Origin of the sequence: Pandoraea sp. CB10b_02 (genome assembly GCF_002216225.1) — a bacterium.
Taxonomy (GTDB): domain Bacteria; phylum Pseudomonadota; class Gammaproteobacteria; order Burkholderiales; family Burkholderiaceae; genus Pandoraea; species Pandoraea nosoerga.
This window is the reverse complement of record NZ_NJGW02000021.1, coordinates 1-19,290: the sequence shown is the minus strand read 5'-3', so window position 1 is coordinate 19,290 and position 19,290 is coordinate 1. Positions and strand designations below refer to the sequence as shown.

The following is a 19,290-nucleotide window of genomic DNA, read 5'->3' as shown; positions in this document are numbered from 1 at the left end:
CACCAAACAAAACCGCCCGCGAGAGACCCGCGGGCGGCGCTTTGCTGCATTCAGGCAGACGGTGACGGGATCGTCACGCCGCCTTCTTTTCCTTCTTGGTGCCGAGCATGCGGTTGATCGACCATTGCTGGGCAATCGACAGCGTGTTGTTGACCACGTAGTACAGCACCAGGCCCGACGGCAGGAAGAGGAACATGACCGAGAAAATCAGCGGCATGAACATCATCATCTTCGCTTGCATCGGATCCGGCGGCGTCGGGTTCAGCTTGGTCTGGATGAACATCGACACGGCCATCAGCACCGGCAGGATGTAGTACGGATCCTGCGTCGAGAGGTCGTGAATCCAGCCCAGCCACGGCGCACCGCGCATTTCCACCGACGAGAGCAACACCCAGTACAGCGCAATGAACACCGGAATCTGGATCAGGATCGGAATACAGCCGCCGAACGGATTGACCTTCTCGGTCTTGTACAGCTCCATGAGCGCCGCGTTCATCTTCTGCGGGTCGCTCTTGTAGCGCTCGCGCAGCGCCTGCATGCGCGGCGTGATTTCCTTCATGCGCGCCATCGACTTGTAGCTCGCGGCCGACAGCGGGAAGAACACCAGCTTGATGATGACCGTCACGGCGATGATCGCCCAGCCCCAGTTGCCGATAAGGGCGTGCAGCTTCGAGAGCAGCCAGAACAGCGGCTTGGCGAGGATCGTGAAGTAACCGTAATCCTTCGTGAGCTCCAGACCCGGCGCGATCTGCTCGAGCATGTGCTCTTCCTGCGGACCGGCGAACAGGCGGGCGTCCACCGTCTCGGTGCCGCCGGCCGGAATGCTCGCGAGCGGCTCCTTCACCCCCACGCGATACAGGCCGTTGTCGAGCTTGCCGATGTAGTTCTCGCGCGCGGCGCCTTCCTTCGGAATCCACGCCGTGGCGAAGTAGTGCTGCACCATGCCGATCCAGCCGTCGTTCGACTGCTTGATGTACTTGGCCTTGTCTTTGTCGATATCGCTGAACGTGATCTTCTGGAATTTCTCGTCGCTGCTGTAGACCGTCGGGCCCGTGAACGTATGCGAGAACTTCGCGCCGCTGATCTCGCGGCCGTCGCGCACCAGCTCCATGTACAGCGTGGGCTTGATGGGTACGTCGGTCTTGTTGACGATCGTGTTCGCCACGTCGATCACGTAGCTGCCGCGATGGAACGTGTAGGCGCGCACGAGCTGCAGGCCGCCCTTGACCGGCGACTCGAACTTCACGGTCAGCGTGTCGCCCGTCATCGTGGTCGGTCCCGGCACCAGCGTGAAGATGTCGTTGTGGTTCGGGAAGTCGCCGCCGATCAGACCGGTGCGCGCGAAGTACTGCTGGCTCGGCGTGTTGTCGAACAGCACCACGTGCTTGTCGGCTTCTTCGGCGTCGGGCCACTTCGTGAGCGCGAGGAACGACAGCGTGCCGCCCTGCGTGCTGATGTCGGCCTCGTAGACGTCGGTCGTAATGCGCACCTTCTGCGCAGTGGCGGCGGCAGGCGCATTGCCCGGCGCGTTGCCTGCGGCGGCGGTGTTGCCGGCGGCGGCTTGCGGCAGGTCGTTGGCCGGCGCCTTGTTACCGCCCGTGGCGGCCGGGGTCGAGACCTCGGGCGTCGGGAAGAACAGCGACGAATGGCCATTGGCGCGTTGCCAGTTGTCGAAAAGCATCACGACAGACAGCGCGAAAATGACCCAGAGTACGGTGCGTTTGATGTCCATGCGGTAACTCGTGGTGGACGGAACTCAGGAATGGCCCGGCGCGCGGCGCGTAACTGCCGATGCGGCCGCGGGCCTGGACGGGACGGTCTGCCCTGCTCGCGACGCGTCGCTGCCGGCGCCCTTCGGGGCGCCTTCGGCGATGGGGTCGGAAGCGTGACAGACGTGTCGAGCCGGCGGCACGGGATCGAAGCCACCGGGGTGAAACGGATGACAGCGGCATAGACGCCTGGCCGCGAGATAAGTGCCGTAACCGGCACCGTGCTCGATGATGGCCTCGCGTGCGTAGTCGGAGCAGCTCGGATGAAAGCGGCAACGGTTCCCCAGCCAGGGACTGATCACCAGCTTGTAACCGCGCAGGAGCAACAACAGCACGCTTCGCATCTCGATTCCGCCTGTCAGTCCGGCCGAGGTGGCCGGGTGGGCGGCGCATGCCCGGGGTCGGGCGCTACCGTGTGAGGACTAATTACCTTCCGTCTTGTCGTCGGTCGCGCGACTCTTGCGGGCGGCTTTCTCCGCCGCGTCGAAGAGCTGCTTGAATTCGGTCTGGCACAGCGTGTTGAGCACCGGCGCTGCCGCCGCCGTGTGCGTCCCCTTGTCGAAGCGCCGCGTCAGCCGCAGCACGAAATCCCAACCGGCCAGACTGGCGCGGCGCTGGCGAAACATCTCGCGAGCCTGACGCTTGATCAGGTTGCGGGTGACCGCGCGGGGGGCGTGCTTCTTGCCGACGACGATACCGATGCGGCCCTCTTGAGGCGTGGCATCGGTATCTTCAGGGGTGCCCGGCGCAATGTCACGCCGGCGCATATACAACACGAAATGCGCGCTGCGACGCAGGGGGCGCAAACTAAAAACGGATGAAAACTCATCCGTTTTGAGAAGTCGCGCAGCTTTGGGAAACCCCAGTGCCGGGACTTCGCGCCTTGCGGATTTGACGCGCAAACCGCGGTACGACCGAAACCGCGTTTTAGACGGCCAGGCGCTTGCGGCCCTTGGCGCGACGAGCGGCGATGACCTTGCGGCCGCCACGGGTCTTCATGCGGACCAGGAAGCCATGGGTGCGCTTGCGGCGCGTCACGGAAGGCTGAAAAGTACGTTTCATGATGCACTCACTGTGTGAAAAAATTCCCGCGCAGCAGCATCGTGAAACGCCACATGGACACCGTGAAAACCTGCAAATTCAAGGACTTTCACGCGCGACCCAGCCGTCGGGAGTTGGATAAGAATCCGGTTGTCTTTCTAACGAACCCGCTATTTAATCGGCTTTTCCGTTGTGTGTCAATAGGTTAGCCATTGCGCGCAAGACGCGCGCACGCGATCCGCGCCATTGTTGTCGCGGATCGGCCATGGCACGGGCCTGCGGCTGTGGATAATGGCTGAAAGTGGCCGCACCATCACAATCGGCCGGTGGATAAACCGGAAATTGGTGAGATATTCCACAGGCCGCGGCAAAATCTCGCGTTTGCCGGGGATTTGCGCAGTGAACGCGCGAACACGGGCGGGTTAACGCGGCTCAGCCGCCCGCGAATGCCAATGCTGTGGGCATTCCTGTGGATAACTCGCTTTGCGCAAGCTTTGGCGGTAAAATCCCCCATCACAATTTTCCCAGCAGAGTACCGGTGACGCCGCCATGTGGATAGCGCGCCGGGTTTTGTCGTCTGCGCGCGCCGACAAGCCGGCCGAGCGCGCGACACGAAACCCGAACGACGCGCCGTGGCCGGCCGGGTGCCGGACGTCTGCACTGCGCCGTCGGTTCGACCCGACTCCGGCCGTTTTGCCCGTCTCGCCGTGCTCCGAGACGGCGGCGGCCGGCTTGGTTTGCGACGTTTTGCCCCCATATCCGAGACATCGGGATGTGACGGATGGAGCGTCGGCCAGAACCAATACGGTCGGGCGACCCCGCGCCACCCTGGACACACGCTGCATGAACGATTTCTGGCAACACTGTGCGACTCGACTCGAGCAAGAGCTGACGCCCCAGCAATTCCGCACCTGGATCAAACCGCTGGCGCCGCTCGACTTCGACGAACAGGCGCGCACGCTCAAGATCGGCGCGCCCAACCGCTTCAAGCTGGATTGGGTGAAGAGCCAGTTCTCGAGCCGCATCCAGAGCATGGCAGCCGACTATTGGAACGCACCCATCGAGGTGACCTTCGTGCTCGATCCGAAGGCCGGCATGCGCGCTCCGTCGTCCACGCCTGCCCCGGCGCCGAGCGCAGCTCCGGCCCCCGTGCCAGCCAGCGTGGCGCGCGCGAATCCGACCGCCGCCGCGGCCCATGCTGCCGTTGCGGGCGCTCATGCGACGACCGGCGCCAATGCGGCCGAGGCCGCGTCGCTCGACGGTGAACGCCCCGACCTGGAGGCGAGCGAAGCCGAGGCCGTGCGGCGCAACTGGCGAGTAACGCCTCAGGAGCCGGTGCAAGTGAGCGAAGTGGAGTCGATTTACGAGCGCTCGAAGCTCAACCCCGTGCTCACGTTCGATAACTTCGTGACGGGTAAATCGAACCAGCTCGCGCGCGCGGCGGCCATCCAGGTGGCGAACAACCCGGGCACGTCGTACAACCCGCTGTTCCTGTACGGCGGCGTCGGCCTGGGCAAGACCCACCTGATTCACGCCATCGGCAACCAGTTGCTGGCCGAGAAGCAGAACCCGCGCATTCGCTACATTCATGCCGAGCAGTACGTCTCGGACGTCGTCAAGGCCTATCAACGCAAGGCGTTCGACGAGTTCAAGCGCTACTACCATTCGCTCGATCTGCTGCTGATCGACGACATTCAGTTCTTCTCGGGCAAGAGCCGCACGCAGGAAGAGTTCTTCTACGCGTTCGAGGCGCTCATCGCGAACCGCGCGCAGGTGATCATCACGAGCGATACGTACCCGAAGGAGATCACCGGCATCGACGACCGGCTGATTTCGCGCTTCGATTCGGGGCTGACCGTCGCCATCGAGCCGCCGGAGCTCGAGATGCGCGTGGCGATTCTGATCAAGAAGGCGCAGGCCGAAGGCGTGGGGCTGTCGGAAGACGTGGCGTTTTTCGTGGGCAAGCATCTGCGCTCGAACGTGCGCGAGCTCGAAGGAGCGCTGCGCAAGATTCTGGCGTATTCCAAGTTCCACGGCCGCGAGATCACCATCGAACTGACGAAAGAAGCGCTGAAAGATCTGCTTACGGTTCAGAATCGTCAGATTTCGGTGGAAAACATCCAGAAGACGGTCGCGGATTTTTACAATATCAAGGTCGCCGACATGTACTCGAAAAAGCGGCCTGCCAATATTGCGCGGCCGCGACAGATTGCGATGTATCTGGCGAAGGAACTCACGCAGAAAAGCTTGCCGGAAATCGGCGAGTTGTTCGGCGGCCGCGACCATACGACAGTGCTGCACGCGGTACGCAAGATTGCAGAAGAACGCGGCAAGGACGCGCAGCTCAACCACGAGTTGCACGTGCTGGAGCAGACGCTCAAGGGATGAATGGCGGCCCCCGGGAAGGGTGGCGGGCGAGGTTGCCCGCCTCCCTGTGGATAAGCCGGGGGCGGTTTGGGGGGAACTGACGTTTTCGGGCACAATAGCGGGTCGGCGCACAATGCGTCCCCGACTCGTCCACAGCGTTTTCCGCCCTGTTATCCCTTCCGCAGAAGATTGATTGATAAGGGAATTTTCGGGTTTTTAGTCGAATCTGGCACCCGTTAACAGTTACTACGAAGGATAAATATGCAATTGGTCAAAACTCAACGAGACAATCTGCTGCGGCCGCTGCAAATTGTGAGTGGCATCGTCGAGCGTCGCCATACGTTGCCGATTCTGGCCAATTTGCTCATTCGCAAGCACGGGCAGGACATTTCGTTCCTGTCCACCGATCTGGAATTGCAGATCACGACTACCGCGGACTGCGGTGCCGGCGCCGACGACGTGGCGACGACCGTGGCCGCGCGCAAGCTGCTCGACATTCTGCGCAACATGCCCGACGCCGACGTGGCGCTCTCGCTCTCGGACAAGCGTCTGACGGTGCAGGCGGGCAAGAGCCGCTTCCAGTTGCAGACGCTGGCGGCCGAAGATTTCCCGACGGTGGCCGAGGCCAAGGATTACGCCGCGAGCTTTGCGCTGCCGCAGCGCGCGTTTCGCCAGTTGCTGGGCATGGTGCACTTCGCCATGGCGCAGCAGGACATCCGTTACTACCTGAACGGCATGCTGCTCGTGGTCGACGGCGAGAAGATCGAAGCGGTGGCCACGGACGGGCACCGTCTGGCGTACTGCAACACGACGATCGCGGGCGAGAAGTTTGCGCGTCAGGAAGTGATCATCCCGCGCAAGACGATTCTCGAGCTGCAGCGCCTGCTCGAGGACATCGACGATCCGGTGCAGATCGACGTGGCGCCGAGCCAGGTCAAGTTCCGTTTCGCGAACGTGGAACTGGTGTCGAAGCTGGTCGAGGGCAAGTTCCCCGACTTCAACCGCGTGATCCCGAAGGGTTACAACAAGAGCTTCGTGATCAGCCGCGAAGAACTGCATCGTTCGCTGCAGCGCGCGGCGATCGTGACGTCGGACAAGTTCAAGGGCGTTCGCTTCCTCGTGAGCGAGAACCTGCTGAAGATCAGCGCGAACAACACCGAAAACGAAGAAGCGCAGGAAGAAATCGAAATCGATTACACGGGCGAGTCGGTGGATATCGGCTTTAACGTGACGTATCTGCTCGACGTGCTGTCGAACCTGAAGGTCGAGCAGGTGAAGGTGAGCCTCGGAGATGCGAACTCGAGCGCGTTGATCACCTTGCCGGATAACGACGAGTTCAAGTATGTCGTGATGCCGATGCGCATTTGAGCGGACACACCGCCATACGCGCCGCCATATACGCGCGAAGGGGCCGAGCGCCCCTTTGGCGTTTCTAGAGAATTATCCTTTTGCGGGATAAGCCGCCTTCGGGGCGCCAAAAGCGCGCGGGAGGTGGCAGGTCATGAAGCAGTAATTCGTCAGAAATGACGCAGTAACCGGAAGATTGTCATGAGCGAACAGCAAAAGCAGGCCGAAAGCGGCTATGGTGCAGCCTCCATCCAGATCCTCGAAGGTCTGGAGGCTGTGCGCAAGCGTCCCGGCATGTACATTGGCGACACGTCGGACGGCACGGGCCTGCATCACCTGGTGTTCGAGGTGCTGGACAACTCGATCGACGAGGCGCTGGCCGGTTATTGCGATGACATCCACGTGATCATCCACGCGGACAACTCCATCTCGGTCACAGACAACGGCCGCGGCATTCCCACGGGCATCAAGTTCGACGACAAGCACGAGCCCAAGCGCAGCGCGGCGGAAATCGTGATGACGGAGCTGCACGCGGGCGGTAAGTTCGATCAGAACAGCTACAAGGTGTCCGGCGGTCTGCATGGCGTGGGCGTGTCGTGCGTCAATGCGCTGTCCACGTATCTGAAGCTCACCGTTCGTCGCGACGGCAAGAAACACTTCATGGAGTTCCACCGTGGCGTGCCGCAGAACCGCGAGATCGAGGTGATCGACGGTGTCGAGACGTCGCCGCTCAAGATCCTGGGCGACACCGACAAGCGCGGCACCGAGGTGCATTTCCTGGCCGACGAGACGATCTTCGGCAAGGTCGAATTCCACTACGACATTCTCGCCAAGCGCATGCGCGAGCTGTCGTTCCTGAACAACGGCGTGCGGATTCGCCTGACGGATCAGCGCACGGGCAAGGAAGACGATTTCGCGTTCGGCGGCGGCGTGAAGGGCTTCGTCGAGTACATCAACAAGTCGAAGGCGGTGTTGCACCCGACCATCTTCCACGTGACGGGCGAGCGCGACGGTATCGGCGTGGAAGTCGCGATGCAGTGGAACGACAGCTACAACGAGACGGTGCTGTGCTTCACGAACAACATTCCGCAGCGTGACGGCGGCACTCACCTGACCGGTCTGCGTGCGGCGATGACGCGCGTGATCAACAAGTACATCGACGAGAACGAGCTGGCGAAGAAGGCCAAGGTCGAGACCACGGGCGACGACATGCGCGAGGGTCTGACGTGCGTGCTGTCGGTGAAGGTGCCGGAGCCGAAGTTCTCGTCGCAGACGAAGGACAAGCTGGTGTCGTCCGAAGTGCGCGCGCCGGTCGAGGAGTATGTGGCGAAGGCGCTCGAGGAGTTCCTGCAGGAGACGCCGAACGACGCAAAGATCATCTGCTCGAAGATCGTGGAGGCCGCGCGTGCGCGCGACGCGGCGCGCAAGGCGCGCGAGATGACACGCCGCAAGGGCGTGCTCGACGGCGTGGGCCTGCCCGGCAAGCTGGCGGACTGCCAGGAGAAGGATCCCGCGCTGTGCGAAATCTACGTGGTCGAGGGCGACTCGGCTGGCGGCTCGGCGAAGCAGGGTCGCGACCGCAAGTTCCAGGCGATTCTGCCGTTGCGCGGCAAGGTGCTCAACGTCGAGAAGGCGCGTTTCGACAAGCTGATTTCGAGCGAGCAGATCGTGACGCTGATTACCGCGCTCGGTTGCGGTATCGGCAAGGACGACTACAACATCGACAAGCTGCGTTATCACCGGATCATCATCATGACCGATGCCGACGTGGACGGCGCGCACATCCGCACGCTGTTGCTCACGTTCCTGTATCGCCAGGTGCCCGAGCTGATCGAGCGCGGCTACGTGTACATTGCGCAGCCGCCGCTCTACAAGATCAAGCACAACAAGGACGAGCGCTACATCAAGGACGAGGCCGAACTGGGCCAGTACATGTTGAAGCTGGCGCTCAACAATGCCGAGCTCACGCCGTCGGCGGGCGCCGCACCGATCTCGGGCGACGCGCTGGGCGAGCTCACGCGCAGCTACCAGCTCTCGGATGGCGTGATCGAGCGTCTTAGCCGCGTGTATGAGGCGTCCGTGCTGCAGGCAGTGACCGAAGGCGTCGAGATCAACCTCGACACGCAGGCGTCGGCGCAGGCATCGGCCAAGGCACTGGAAGCGGCGTTGAGCGACGATCCGCTCGCCCCGGAGATCACGATCACGGCGGTGATGGAAGACGTCGAGAATGCGGATCCGATGCCGTCGCTGCGCGTGGAGCGTCGCCATCACGGGAACGTGAAGGTGACGGTAATCGATCAGGATTTCCTGCAGACGGCAGACTATGCCCAGTTGCAGAAGACGGCCGAGACGTTCAAGGGGCTCATCGGCGAAGGTGCGACGATCAAGCGTGGCGAGCGTTCGCAGCCGGTGACGAACTTCAAGGCGGCGATGAAGTGGCTGATGGCCGATGCGGAGCGCAACGTCTCGAAGCAGCGCTACAAGGGTCTGGGCGAGATGAACGCGGAGCAGTTGTGGGAGACCACGATGGACCCGGCGGTGCGCCGCCTGCTGCGCGTGCAGATCGAAGACGCAATTGCTGCCGACGGCATCTTCACCACGCTCATGGGCGACGACGTCGAGCCGCGCCGCGCATTCATCGAAACGAATGCGCTGCGAGCGGGGAATATTGACGTTTGAGGTTATGTAAGAACGTAGGGCGCCGAGTTAGTTGCGACCCGCGCCATAGTTCCGCGACTGGGGTAGGGAAGACACGCTGTAAAAGGCACGGCGGACTTCCCGACGAAGCCGGCTAGTTCCTTGAGGGGGTCACGAAGGCGGTCACGGTGAACGTCTACGAGCGCGACACAAGCGCTCGACATCGAAGTGCTCCAAGAGATCCTTCGTCAGGAAAGGATGCGCTAATGCAGCCGAAGTTCGCGAACGCCCGTCCAGACGTCCGATAAGCGCGGCGACTTGTTAGGTTAAACGACCTGCCCCGGCGGAACGGGGCAAGCCAAACTTCCTCATTCAACCAAGCCGAGGCATGGTCGCGGCTCATCAGTGAGCCGTGCTGCGTATAAGCGATAAATGGCTCAGGCTGCACGAGCCGCAGCCATGGCTTGATGGGCGCGGTTCCAAAAATCCGGCCAACAATTAGAATCTAGCTGGCGCTGTACGGCAAACAAACAACGTTGACGTCGTGGATCAGACGAACCGAGCGACATCAGAATTGCGCCGTGAGCGAGAATCCCACCGTTGTACGTGCGGTTTGGAAGGGCTTCGGTTTGTAGATCGGAGCTCCCGCAAAGACTTCTCCAGCGACGAAGCCGAACGGCAACTTGGCATTGCCCCGCACACCAATGACAGCGCCGGCGAGTTGCGTGCCGGCGAGATAGGTGGCATTCGGGCCACTCACCCGCCCGTAATCGACGCCAGCGAACAGTGAGACGCCGGACGAACCCAACATCCATTGCAGCTCGTTGCGCCAGTAGAAACCCTTCTCGGCCGCCAACGACGACTCACCGTCAAAACCCCTCACCGTGTAGCGGCTGCCGATACTCAGATCGTCGATGTAGTGCAGAACGTCGTTGGTGAATTGCCCGTGAAATGTCGTGACGTAGCGAAGTGGCAATTGACCCATCGGAAGTGACAGGTTGGCGTCGAATACGACCATCTTGAAACGGTACGTCGGGGTGCCGGGAGCTGCGTTGTCCGGTGCGGCGCCAAGCCCAGCGACGCTTTGCCGGTACATGAGGCTTCCGTCGAATTGTCCCGCACCGATGTAATGACGATCCACAATGCCGAACTCGATAAATGTGTTATTCCTGTATTGCTGGTCGATTTCCGCGTCTTCGAGGAAACTCCTTCCAAACCGCTTGCTCAGGCGGATCTGCGCGCTCAACACGTTGCTCTGACTACGCTGAATCACACGGGACAGCTTGAAGTCGAGGTTCTGCGACTGTCCGCGAGTCACGAAGGTGTCATTCACGCCGGCGATCTGCTGGTTATACCGGTTGGCATAAGCTGCGAATGTGGCGGTCCAATATCCCCACGGGATCGAGTAGAAGGCATTCCACCCATTCGAGCCGAAACGCTTGTCGGCGAACGCGAGATCGTGCGTTGCGCCGACGTTCAGGATGTCGTTCAGTCCAAGCGGATTGTCGATGCCAAGCGCAAGGCTACCCTGCAATTTCCCCGTATCGCGAGAGCCCGAATTGTCGACCGACGCAACGACACTCCATCGCTTCGCGCGTTTCACCTCAATGACGACGTCGCTTTCACCGGGTAGCGCCGTCGGCACGATCTGCATGGTGACGTCCTGACTTGCGACACGCTTCATTTGCTCGAGCCCCTGCTCCAGATCGCGCAACTCCAGAAGGTTGCCGGGGCCCGTCGGAAAGGCGTTGCGCCAAGTGCCATATTGCGACGCGTCCGAAAAGCGGATGTCGCGCAGCATGCCGGGGACCAGCGTGAGCTTCAGTTCGCCCGAGGTGAGGTCCTGCTCGGGCACCAGCACGCGCGTGGTGACGTAACCCCTCGCCAGAATCGCCTTCGTCAGCCCTGCCGTGATGTCCGTGATCCCCTGCTTGCCGATGCACTGGCCGCGGTAGTGCGCTAGCCAGGTCGCAGCGAAAGCGAACGGATCGAGCGGCAGCGACGAGGCCCCGGCGGCCTGCGCGCGCGGCGGGAACGCGGGCGGCACTTCCAGCGAGAAATTGTCGATCCGGAAGCAAGGCGTCTCCGCTGGCAGTGCGGGAAAACCCTCTGCTGCCGGCAACGCGGAGCGAAGCACCGGGGCATTGACGGTGGCGGCACGCTCCTGCGCCTGCCGTTGTTGCTCGAGAAGTTGTTGCTGGCGCGCGTTGGTTCCGGCGGCATCGACGGCTGCCGGTGTTTGCGCGATCGCGAGCGACAGCGTCATGGGGGACGTCAACAAGGCGGCAACGAGAAGCGGACTTGCGGCGCGGGAGATGCTGAAAGTGCGAATTGAATCGTGATTCATTTCGATACGTCGGACGTCCAGTGCCGCAAAAGGGCGAGCACCAGCCCGGCCTGGAATTCAGACCGAAGCCCATTGCAATAGTGGAAGAAATGCCCTGACGTGGGCAGCTCTGAAATCAGGCGTCGAAACTTATCATGATCCCCGGCGATATTGGTTAGGTATATTTATTTTTCGGAATATTACCGTTATTGATCATTTTATGAAAGATGAAGGTTAACTAAGAAACAAAAAGTGGAATATTTAGTAACATTCGGTGTGCGAAGTTTGTAGCGATGTAAACAAAATCGGGACGTAGATCCCGGTCATAACAAGTCGTACAAAGATCAGATGAAAACACACGAAAATCGGCGTGCTCGAGGCACGTCTGGCGGCGCTCGCGCGGAAGCGGGGTTCCAGCGCGCCATGGTTCGGGCATTGGTATTGGCCCAGGTCATCGCACCGCTGTCGGTGCGGGCGCAGGTTGTGGCGGCACCGGGCGGCAATGGGCCCTCGGTGGTGCAGACGGCCAATGGACTCCAACAAGTCAATATCACCACGCCCACGGCCGCAGGCGTATCAAAGAACGTCTATACGCAATTCGACGTTCCCCGTCAGGGCGTGATTCTGAATAACTCGCCGACGATCGTGAATACGCAACAGGCGGGATACGTCAACGGGAATCCTAACCTTGCCCGCGATCAGGCCGCGCGTGTCATTCTCAATCAGGTCAACAGCAATTCGCCGAGTCAGTTGCGCGGGTATCTGGAAGTGGCGGGCAAGGCGGCGCAGGTCGTCGTGGCCAACAGTGCCGGCATCATGGTCGATGGCGGCGGCTTCATCAACACTACGCGGGCCGTGCTCACGACCGGCACGCCGATCATGGGCGCCGACGGCAGTCTCACCGGCTATCAGGTCAACGGTGGACGCCTTACGATTCAAGGCGACGGCCTGAACGCCGCGAACGTCGATCAGGTCGATCTCATCGCGCGTGCGGTGCAGGTCAACGCCGCACTGCACGCCAGGCAGCTCAATGTGGTGACGGGCGCGAATCGCGTCGATCATGAAAGCCTGGCCGCCCAGAAGATTGCGGCGGACGGCGTCACTCCGGACGTTTCCATCGATGTCGGCCAGCTCGGCGGCATGTACGCGCAGCGCATCTTTCTCGTGGGTACGGAAGATGGCGTCGGCGTGTCGAACAAGGGCGTGGTCGCGGCGCAGGCCGGCGACCTGACGCTGACGACGCAAGGCAAGCTCGTCAATACCGGGAAGACAGAGGCCAGCGGGAATGTCGCGCTCAACGCGCGCGACGGGATCGACAACCAGGGTAATGTGTACGCAGGTGGCCGCGCCGATGTGCGCACCGGCGCAGCGCTGGAAAACCGTGGCTTGCTGAGCGCCGCGGGCAACGTTGGTGCGCAGGCTGCGAGCGTGCTGTCGGATGGAACGCTGGGTGCCGGTATCGACGCGAACGGCCAGGCTACGCTCGCTGGCAGTCTGAGCGTCACGGCTTCCGGCAAGGTGACGGCAACGGGGCGTAACGTCGCGCGAGGCGATCTGAGCATCATCGGCAGTGCGCTCGACCTGTCCGGCAGCCGCACGGACGCCAGCGGCGGCCTCACACTCACGTCGCAAGCGGGCGATATCGATATTCAGCGCGCCATCGTCTCGGCGTCCAATGCGCTGAAGATCAGCTCCGCGCAGCATTTGCTCAATGCGGGCGGCAATCTCGGCGCCGACACCATCACGCTGGCGGCGATGGGGAAGATCGACAACCGCGATGCGCAGTCGGTCGCCACGACCCGTCTCGATGTCAGCGGCACGGGTATCGACAACTGGCGCGGGCTGCTGCAATCCGGTTCGGCGCTGAAGATCAGGGGCGCTTCGCTGGACAACTCGGCGGGCCGTGTCGTGTCCCTCTCTGGCGACGATGCGGTCGTCGATGTCGACGGCGAACTTCGCAACGCAGGCGGGACGACCGCCGGTGGCAAGACGGGGGGCGTGATCGGCGGCAATGGCGATCTCGAGCTTCACGCCGATTCGCTGGTCAATTCGGCGCAGATCGTGGCGGGCAAGGCGTTGAACCTTACCGGCCGGCAACTGGACAACACTGGCGGGACCGTCTCCGGGGAGAATATCGACGCCACGCTTGGCGGTGCATTGATCAACCGTCAGGGGGTGATTTCCGCGACGACGTCCAAGCTCCTGACCGGGAGTCTGGACAATCGGGGCGGCTTGATCGACGCCGATGCGCTGTCGCTCACAGCCACAGGTAACGTCTCGAACGGGACCGGGCAGATCAAGCAATACGGTCAGGCAGTGCAGACCATCCGGATTGGCGGCCTCTTCGATAACACCGGCGGGAATGTGATGTCCAACGCAGGCGTGCTGACGCTCGACGTCGGCGGATTGACGAACGACGGCGGCAAGGTGAGTCATCTCGGCGGCGGATTGCTGACCGTCCTCGCGGCGGGCGGGGTCACGAATGCATCGGGTATCTTGGGCAGTCTCGGCGCGCTGACCATGACCGCGGCGCGAATCGACAACACGGCCGGTGAACTGAGCGCGGGCGACACGGCAACGCTTTCGTCCACGTCGTACATTCGTAATCGCGATGGCGGCAAGGTCTACGGCGCCAAGGGGCTTTCGGCCTCCGCAACAGGCGACATCGACAACGCCGCGGGTTCGCTTCAAGCGGCAGGCAACGTGAGCGTGGAGGCCACGGGCGTGCTAACGAACACCGGCGGACGCATCAGCGCCAACGGTGCGCACGATACGCTGACGGTCACGGTCGGCAGCATCGCCAACGCCTCCGGCCAGATCACGAATGCCGGCGATGGCGACACCGAACTTACCGCCGCGCGCGACATCGGAAATGCGGCCGGTACGCTCGGTGGCAACGGAAAGCTCGCGATTGCGGCGGCATCGCTGAGCAACGTTTCCGGCGGGAAAGTCATTGGCGGCGGCGCGGTCACGCTCGGCGTCAACGGCACCATCGACAACACGGGCGGACGCGTGTTCGGCGGCACGTCGCTTGCAGCTACGCAGGCAAGCGCAAGTGTGGCCAATGCCGGCGGCACCATCGAAAGCGCAGGCGACGTCGCGCTTCAGGTCGCGTCGTTGAACAATGCGGATGGCGTGATCCGTTCGAACCGGGATGTCGGCGTGGGCGGTGCCATGAGTGGCGCGGGCCAAATGACAGCCGGACGCAATCTGACGTTCGCGGCGATTGGCGACTACGTGAACTCGTCCACCAATCGTCTGCGCGCCGACGGCGTGCTCAAACTCACTTCCACGGGCCGTTTGACGAACACCGGTGCGTTCAGCGCGCCGGGAACGCTGGATATTCACGCCGCGGAGATCGTCAACGCAGCGGGCGGCGGCTTCAATGCGGCAACGACACGCCTGAATGCGGACGGACTATTCTCCAATGCCGGCAGCATTGGCGGCGACACGGTTCGGATTCAGGCCGGCAGTGTTGTCAACACGAACGCGGTGCTGGGTAACGACGTACAGGTCAACGCCACCAACATCGAGAACAATGGTGCGGCGGCTGTCATGGGGGGCGCGAAGCGGCTTGCGTTGTATGCGACGAACAACGTGTCGAACTACGATGGCGCGTTGATGTACAGCATCGGCGATATCGAAATTGCGCGGGACGGCGCACGTGACGGCGCTGGTCTGCTCGCCAACCAGATTGCGGTATTGAACAACCGTTCGGCCAGCATCGTCGCAGACGGCAATCTCGACATTGCTGCGCGTGCCGTGAACAACACGCGCACGAGCATCGTAACGCGGCCTGGAACGCCGGAATCCAGTACTCAGGGTTACAGCCTGTACACAGCCGGGCTGGTGGGCGGAACGGAAACACAGTCGCACACGAGCCTGACTTTCAAGGAGTGGGTCTGGGGGGCGGGTGCAGCGCCCATTTCGTCGATGCTGCTGGAGCGCCTTGCGGTGCCAATCACGGTCGATGTGCCGAAGTCGCAGGTGACGAACCTGAACACGTCGGCCCGGACGTTCAGCCTGACAAAGCCGCTCGAAGAATCGTACCAGGACCTCACGACTTCCGGTCAGGGGCCGTGCGACGACTACGGGGCGTGTCAGCCGGGCACGAAGACACGGGAGGTGGGCAAGAACCCCACGCAGTATTACAACAACATTGTTGACAACGGCTCGACGTATCGCATCACGTTCTGGCCGGACTGGGATCCGAATACGATGATCCGCCCCGATCAGGCGATCTCTCGCGGCGATCTTGGCATCGATCAGCGTGATTACAACGAGATCGCGCGTTACGTGACGACGACCCGCACGCGCGACGAACTCGTGAGTGCGTCCCCGGAAGCCAAGTTGCAGGCGCAAGGGTCGATCCGGATCAATGCCGACGGCGGCGCCGTCAACAACCAGTCGTCGACGATGACGGCCGGCCGCGATCTCATCCGGCGCGCGCAGGGCGGCACGATCAACGACGTGGGCATCCTCTTGCAGGAGACGGTCACGCAGACGCAGACGTCGACCTTCTACTGGCATCAGAAGTCGGGGGGCGACAGTGAGCAACTGGACGTGGCCTACCCCGTCACGCCGCTGCCGCCGGTGACGCTGGCCTCGCTGCCGGCAATCGCGCTCGGCGGGCAGTCGGTGCAGTCGTCGGGACGGGACATCACGGTCGCGAGCGTCGATCGCTCCGGCAACACTGTCGGCAGCGCTGGCGTGACCGGCGGGAATGCCACCGGCACGCAGTTGGGCAACCTGTCTGGCGGCGTGGCGAATCGGCAAACGCTGGGCTCGTCGGCGCAGCCCATTCCCGGTCTGACGTTGCCGCGCAATGGTCTGTTCCAGTTGCGCACGGCTCCCGGACAAAACTACCTGGTTGCGACCGATCCACGCTTTACCGACTACGGGAAGTTCATCTCCAGCGACTACATGCTCACTGCGCTGAATCTCGACCCGCAGAAGACACAGAAGCGCATCGGCGACGGCTTCTACGAAACGCAGCTCGTGCGGGATCAGATTACGGCGTTGACCGGCAAGACGCTACTCGCCGGCTACACCAACTATCTCGACGAGTACACCGCGCTGCTCAACAACGGCGTGACCTACGGCAAGCAATTCGGGCTGTCCGTTGGCGTGGGGCTATCGGACGCGCAGATGAAGCAGTTGACGAGCGACATGGTGTGGCTCGTCTCGCAGGACGTCACGTTGCCGGACGGCTCGGTGCAATCCGTGCTGGTGCCGCAGGTGTATCTGGCGCAGGCGAATACGGTGGATCTCACGAACACCGGTGCGCTGGTTGCCGGCGGCAGCGTGAAGCTTGCCGCGACGGGTGACGTCAAGAACAGCGGCCAGATCGTCAGCGATACTGCGACGACGATTCTTGGCGACGCGATCGTGAACCTGGGCGTCGTCGGCAGCGGTGGCACGACGGCGCTCTCGTCGCTGGGCGACATCCGCAACACGGGCGGCCGCATCGGCGGCAAGGACGTCGTGGTACAGGCCGGCCGCGACCTCATCAACGAATCGACCACGCTGACCCAGAGCGCGGGAACGGACAACGGCGGCAGCTTTACGTCGTCCGCGTCGGCCACCGGTATCGGAGCGGTCGGCATCATCTCGGGAACGAACAGCGTGGCGGCGGTGGCAACGCGCGACGTCACGCTCAATGCGGGCGCCATCGCCAGCGATGGGGCTGTGGTGGTCGCGGCAGGTCGCGACATCAAGGCCAACACGGTGACGGTTGGTCAGTCGCAGACCGTTGGTACCACCGACAGGAAGAACGGCGGCAGCGACGTCGTCGTGCAGAACGTTGGCAGCGCGATCTCCGCAGGCGGCAATCTAACGACGGTCTCGGGGCGCGATACGACGTTGCGTGGCGCGACGATGGCAGCGGGCGGAAATGCGACGGTGCTTGCCGGCAACGACGTAACGGTGACGGCGGTCAAGGACTCCCACACGCACGACGAGTATTCCTTCGGCGGGTCGTTGCAGTACACGAAGTCGTCGCTGGACGAGGCGGTGCGAGGTTCGTCCGTGAGCGCGGGCGGCAACTTGCTGATCGGCGCCGGGCAGACAAGCGCTGTCAACGGTGTTCTTGGGGCTTACCAGATCAGTCCGGTCGCGGCGTCGTCCGGGTCGGGCAATCTGACGGTGCTCGGTTCGTCCGTTTCGTCGCAAGGCACCGGTGCCTTGGCGCTGGCAGCCACAGGGGACGCCAAGATCGGGACGATTTCGGAGACGCACGACAGTAGCAGATGGAAACACGACAGCACTTCCGGGTTCCTTTCCAAAACGGAGGAGACGTCGCAGGCGCGCGCTCACCAGACGATCGCGGTAGGTTCGACAGTGTCTGGCGAATCGGTCGGTATCGCTGCGGGTAAGGATCTGGTCGTGAGCGGATCGACGGTAGTTGGCACCCACGATGTCGCCTTGCAGGCCGGGCGGGATATTCGCATCGACACGGCCGAGAACGTAAGCGAAAGCAGTTCCTTCTACGAGAAGAAGCGATCAGGTCTCGGGGCGTCGGGAGGCGTGGGTATCTCGTACGGCAAGAACGAGCAGCGCGACTGGACCAACGACAGTAGCGTGACCCAGACGGGCAGCACGATTGGCAGTCTCAATGGCAACGTCAGCATGGTGGCCGGCAACGACCTGTTGGTCCGAGGCAGCGACATCATGGCGGCTGGCGACATTACCGGCATCGGTCAGAACGTCACGATCGAATCGGCGCTTAATCGTCAGCATCATGACGAGACGCATGAGTTCAAGAGTTCGGGTTTTACGCTGGCGGTTAAGTCACCGGTGATCGATGCCGTGCAAAACGTCACCAATCAGGTCAAAGCGGCGGTGGATTCGGGCGGCGACGCGCGTGTCTCGGCGCTGCGTGGGTACGCTGCGGCCAGTGGGGCGTACGGGGCATACAACGAAGCCAATAAAGCGCTCGATGCCCTCAAGAGCACCGATCCGAAGGTGAAGCCGGAGGCGAAGGTCGAGTTGAGTTGGGGCTCGTCGAGCAGCAAGTCGACGTCGTCGTTCGATCGCACGGAAAACGTTGCAAGCAACATCAGGTCGGGCGGCACGACCGCATTCATTGCCACGGGGGATGCAGCCTCCGGCAAGGGCAACGTCAACATCATCGGATCGAACATCGACGCGAAGGACGTCCTGCTGCAAGCAAGCAACCAGGTCAATGTGCTCAGTAGCAAGGACACGGAATCGACCCGCAGCGACAACGAGTCGAAGGGCGGCAGTTTTGGCGTTTCGTTCGGCACGGGCGGATTGGGCGTGTCGGCGTCGATGTCACGGGCGAATGGCGATGCGAACTCGGACTCGACGTTCCAGAACAACTCACACATCAACGCCAGTAATACGGCAGTGATTGTGAGCGGAGGCGATACGAATATCGTCGGCGGCAACGTGAGTGCCGACAAGGTGATTGCGCGTGTGGGTGGAGATCTGAATATCGCGAGCGTGCAGGATGCGAGCGAGAGCTCGGCGCATCAGGAGAGCATGGGCGGTGGGTTGAACCTGAGCATGGGTGGCGCGTCGGGGAGTTTCAGCTATTCGCGAGGCAATGCGAGCGGCAACTATGCGGGCGTGGTGGAGCAGTCGGGGATTCGGGCGGGCACCGGCGGGTTCGACGTCAACGTTGCAGGCAACACGGATCTGAAGGGTGCGTACATCGCGAGTACGGCAGACCCGTCGAAAAACCAACTGACGACGGGCACGCTGACGTTCTCGGACATCCAAAACCACTCCGACTACAGCGCGAACAGCTTTGGTGTGGGTGGTGGCTTCACGATGGGCAAC

At 62.3% G+C, this 19,290-nt stretch carries 9 protein-coding genes; 4 read left to right on the top strand and 5 right to left on the bottom strand.

Annotation, left to right across the window (positions count from 1 at the left end):
- Window positions 1–73 precede the first annotated feature (73 nt).
- The 4 genes from yidC to rpmH form a co-directional block, all read right to left on the bottom strand.
- On the bottom strand, window positions 74–1,732 hold the full coding sequence (gene yidC, locus CDN36_RS18370) for a membrane protein insertase YidC (RefSeq protein WP_287497523.1): 1,659 nt from the start codon (window positions 1,730–1,732) through the stop codon (window positions 74–76).
- 24 nt (window positions 1,733–1,756) lie between these two features.
- Window positions 1,757–2,113, bottom strand: coding sequence for a membrane protein insertion efficiency factor YidD (gene yidD / locus CDN36_RS18365; protein WP_287497522.1), 357 nt, complete (start codon window positions 2,111–2,113; stop codon window positions 1,757–1,759).
- A 78-nt stretch (window positions 2,114–2,191) separates the two neighbouring features.
- Window positions 2,192–2,671 (bottom strand): ribonuclease P protein component, encoded by a 480-nt coding sequence (rnpA, locus tag CDN36_RS18360; protein WP_150555454.1) that lies wholly within the window; start codon window positions 2,669–2,671, stop codon window positions 2,192–2,194.
- A 25-nt stretch (window positions 2,672–2,696) separates the two neighbouring features.
- Entirely contained in the window at window positions 2,697–2,831 is a 135-nt protein-coding gene (gene rpmH, locus CDN36_RS18355; RefSeq protein ID WP_010806664.1) for a 50S ribosomal protein L34, read from the bottom strand.
- A gap of 822 nt (window positions 2,832–3,653) precedes the next feature.
- On the opposite strand from rpmH, the gene dnaA reads away from it, so the two are divergent.
- The 3 genes from dnaA (at window position 3,654) to gyrB (ending at window position 9,203) form a co-directional block, all read left to right on the top strand.
- Window positions 3,654–5,198: a chromosomal replication initiator protein DnaA gene (gene dnaA, locus CDN36_RS18350; protein WP_150555453.1), complete on the top strand. Its 1,545-nt coding sequence runs from the start codon at window positions 3,654–3,656 to the stop codon at window positions 5,196–5,198.
- A gap of 240 nt (window positions 5,199–5,438) precedes the next feature.
- Window positions 5,439–6,545, top strand: a complete 1,107-nt coding sequence (dnaN, locus tag CDN36_RS18345; RefSeq protein ID WP_150555452.1) for a DNA polymerase III subunit beta — start codon at window positions 5,439–5,441, stop codon at window positions 6,543–6,545.
- A gap of 180 nt (window positions 6,546–6,725) precedes the next feature.
- Window positions 6,726–9,203 (top strand): DNA topoisomerase (ATP-hydrolyzing) subunit B, encoded by a 2,478-nt coding sequence (gyrB, locus tag CDN36_RS18340; RefSeq protein ID WP_150555451.1) that lies wholly within the window; start codon window positions 6,726–6,728, stop codon window positions 9,201–9,203.
- Between the two features lie 526 nt (window positions 9,204–9,729).
- On the opposite strand, the gene CDN36_RS18335 is transcribed toward gyrB, so the two are convergent.
- The gene (locus CDN36_RS18335) at window positions 9,730–11,427 is read right to left on the bottom strand and encodes a ShlB/FhaC/HecB family hemolysin secretion/activation protein (protein ID WP_287497521.1); all 1,698 of its coding nucleotides are present in this window, start codon (window positions 11,425–11,427) and stop codon (window positions 9,730–9,732) included.
- Window positions 11,428–11,910: 483 nt separating this feature from the next.
- Here CDN36_RS18335 and CDN36_RS18330 point away from each other — a divergent pair.
- On the top strand, window positions 11,911–19,290 hold a 7,380-nt coding region (locus CDN36_RS18330), incomplete at its 3' end, for a two-partner secretion domain-containing protein (protein ID WP_287497520.1).

Excerpts from the sequence above, each read along its gene's own strand:
- yidC (WP_287497523.1), bottom strand. The coding sequence starts at position 1,732 with ATGGACATCAAACGCACCGTACTCTGGGTCATTTTCGCGCTGTCTGTC.
- yidD (WP_287497522.1), bottom strand. The coding sequence starts at position 2,113 with ATGCGAAGCGTGCTGTTGTTGCTCCTGCGCGGTTACAAGCTGGTGATC.
- rpmH (WP_010806664.1), bottom strand. The coding sequence starts at position 2,831 with ATGAAACGTACTTTTCAGCCTTCCGTGACGCGCCGCAAGCGCACCCAT.
- dnaA (WP_150555453.1), top strand. The coding sequence starts at position 3,654 with ATGAACGATTTCTGGCAACACTGTGCGACTCGACTCGAGCAAGAGCTG.
- dnaN (WP_150555452.1), top strand. The coding sequence starts at position 5,439 with ATGCAATTGGTCAAAACTCAACGAGACAATCTGCTGCGGCCGCTGCAA.
- gyrB (WP_150555451.1), top strand. The coding sequence starts at position 6,726 with ATGAGCGAACAGCAAAAGCAGGCCGAAAGCGGCTATGGTGCAGCCTCC.
- CDN36_RS18335 (WP_287497521.1), bottom strand. The coding sequence starts at position 11,427 with ATGACGCTGTCGCTCGCGATCGCGCAAACACCGGCAGCCGTCGATGCC.